Here is a 1,958-nt window from a genome sequence, read left to right as displayed (position 1 = left end):
GGCAAAGTATGTTAGGCTATTTTTATTTTTTAATCTACTTTCAAATTTATCCCACTGATATATATCATGAAATAAATTCAAGATTGACAAACAATTTTCGTAATTTATTTGATTTGGAAAAATTGTTCTAGATTTTTTCTCTTTATTTTTTAGAATATATTGAAATGCTGACTCTTGTTGTTCGACTGCCATATACTGATTCGTCTTTAAAATATGATAAGGAACCTGGATTGAGCGAACTTTTTCAGATGCAAGTTCAATTATGTTCCCCTGATCACTTTGAATCAATTTTGATATGATTGGTGTTTGGTATCCAGATTGAAGATCTAGGGTGTCAATACTAATAATATTAGCTAAATAACGGACAATATCTTTCTCACTTTCTTTACCCTTTTTAATTTCTTTATTAAGGATCGCTCTTTCAATTTGATTTAGATTTTTCTCTAAATTATTTGCTACTGTTGGATTCAGTTGGATATGTTCTTTATTTTCTAAAATATCATCAATCTTTTTCCAATCTTTCTCATCAGATCTAATACAATAGATATTACCTGATAATTCATATTTTAATCTTCCAGCTCTTCCTGCTAAATTCCAAAAATCAACTTTTTTAAAGTTTCTTACCCCAATTTTATTTTGGAGAATAAAGACGTTTTTAGCAGGTAAGTTTACCCCTTCTAGTAGTGTCGAGGTACAAAATAAAAATTTAATGACCCCATCTTTGAATAATTTTTCAATGTTATTCCTAACAACTTGTGGCAAACTTCCAAAGTGATACCCGACCCCTTTTTTTAGACAGTCAATTAGATAATAATCTGGGTGGACAATTTTTTTTATGATTTGTATAACTTCTTTAATTCTCTTTCTGTCCGAATTAGTAAAATTTATTGAACCATATCTGATGCTAAATTCCCTTGCCTTTGCTACCGTTTCCCTTCGAGATTTACAATAGATTAAATTAGATTTGTCCTGTGATAATAGATTAATCATCTTTAAACTATCATTTAATTCATTTAAAATCCCTGGTATGTATTCTTTTATTCCGTTCTCTGTATAGTGATTAACTCTTTTATTTATTAAATCCACGAAAAATAGTTGTTGAGAGACAGGCGACTCATTTGAATAAAAAACATAATCAATATCTTTATTAAATAAACGCAAAAAGACTTCAGGATTGGATACATTTGGAGAAGCAAAAAATAATTCTAAATCTCTATTTGCGTATATTGCTCTTTCAACAGCTGTATATAGGGTGACACTACGGTTATCCTGTTCACTTGCCAGTTTATGAGCTTCATCAACAAAAAGACAATCAATTAATGGATAATCTTTTTCAGATAAATATGATAATAACCTTTCTGGAGTTAAAATCAGAATTAAAGGAGAGTCTTCAATGTTTACTCCTTCTAAATTTCCATTTGTTAAAACTCTGTATTCGGCTTCCTGAAGCTGCTTATTTAAATCATTTTTTATTTCAGTTGCAAATTGGTGTATTAATGCTCGTGTTGGTACAATAACCGCTATGTTAGGTTTTACCTCTTTTTTTATGTGTTGAGATATTGCAATTTTCATCATAAATGATTTTCCCATAGAAGTTGGTCCCGAAAAACTGAATACATGAGATTCTTTCATTTTGTGATATAGCTGGAATTGAGGATCAGTAAGGAAGACATCTTCAAAATCACCAATATGATGTAATGACATTTTTACATCCTTCTCGATTTCTCGATCAACAGGTAATGAAACATCATAATCCAACAATCTAAGAGCAGGAAAGTTCCCAATTTTAGATAAAACAGCAGTTGCAGTTGATTGGAAGAACTCATTCTCTTGATAAAAAGGGTAGAGTATTGTGATTATCTTATAAGCCATGTTCCTATGCTTAACGTTTGTGGAATTGGACAATATATCACAAAACCTTAATATATCAATCAATTCTTTTCGTTCTAATGGGACTG

At 30.1% G+C, this 1,958-nt stretch carries 1 protein-coding gene; it reads right to left on the bottom strand.

The window, feature by feature from the left end; all coding sequences use genetic code 11:
* Positions 1-1,872 (bottom strand): DEAD/DEAH box helicase (locus tag V7659_RS31950; protein WP_335543978.1); only part of this gene is annotated, 1,872 nt, incomplete at its 3' end.
* Positions 1,873-1,958 lie beyond the last annotated feature (86 nt).

The sequence above is a fragment of the Neobacillus drentensis genome (assembly GCF_036966985.1).
Classification (GTDB): domain Bacteria; phylum Bacillota; class Bacilli; order Bacillales; family Cytobacillaceae; genus Neobacillus; species Neobacillus drentensis_E.
This window is presented reverse-complemented; position numbering and strand designations above follow the sequence as displayed.